Genomic DNA, 988 nt, shown 5'->3' with positions numbered 1-988 from the left:
ACGGGCGCAGGTGAGCCGACTGGTCTCCTACCTGGCCGACCGGCCCGAGCTGCACCCCTCGGACATCGGACTGTCGTTGGGGACGACGAGGGCGGCGCTGGAGTACCGGGTCGCGGTCAGTGGAACCAGCAGGGACGACCTCCTCGCCGCCCTGGAGAAGGTCGTTCCCGAGCGGCGCATGTCGGGCGGGACCGCGTTCCTGTTCTCCGGACAGGGCGCCCAGCGGCTGGGCATGGGCCGCGAGTTGTACACCTCGTTCCCGGTCTTCGCGGAGGCGTTCGACGCGGCCGTGACGGAGCTGGACCGGCACTTGGAGCGTCCGTTGCGGGAGGTGGTGTGGGGCGAGGACGCCGCGTTGCTGGAGCGGACGGTGTTCACGCAGGCTGCGTTGTTCGCGTTCGAGAGTGCGTTGTTCCGGTTGTGGGAGTCGTGGGGTGTCTCGCCGGATGTGCTGGTGGGTCATTCGATCGGTGAGCTGACGGCGGCCTATGTCGCCGGGGTGTGGTCGCTCGAAGACGCGGCGCGTCTGGTGGCGGCGCGGGGCCGGTTGATGGACGCATTGCCTGAGGGTGGTGCGATGGTCGCGGTCGAAGCCACCGAGGACGAGGTCGCACCGCACCTGGACGGTGAGGTGTCGTTGGCGGCGGTCAACGCGCCGGGTTCGGTGGTGCTGTCGGGTGAGGAGAAGGCCGTCCTTGCGGTGGCGGAGCGGTTCGCCGACCGTCGCACCCGCCGTCTGCGGGTCTCGCACGCCTTCCACTCCCCGCTGATGGAGCCGATGCTGGCCGACTTCGAGGCGGTCGCCCGTGAACTCACCTACAGCGAGCCGCGGTTGTCGATCGCTTCCACCGTCGCGCCCGACGCCGATCTCACCGACCCGGCGTACTGGGTGGGTCAGGTCCGTTCGACGGTGCGTTTCGCGGACGCGGTGGTGGAGTTGGGCCGCCGGGGTGTGGTGTCGGCGGTGGAGTTGGGGCCGGATGCGGTG

Annotated in this window: 1 protein-coding gene; it reads left to right on the top strand. The window is 70.0% G+C overall.

What is annotated here, in order from left to right:
* The coding region (locus K7854_RS37235; protein ID WP_226030980.1) for an acyltransferase domain-containing protein at positions 1–988 on the top strand (988 nt) is incomplete at both ends.

It is taken from the genome of Streptomyces hyderabadensis (assembly GCF_020404845.1).
In the GTDB taxonomy this organism is placed as follows: Bacteria; Actinomycetota; Actinomycetes; order Streptomycetales; family Streptomycetaceae; genus Streptomyces; species Streptomyces hyderabadensis.
Note: the sequence above shows the minus strand (reverse complement) of the source record. Positions and strands in the feature narration are given on the sequence as shown.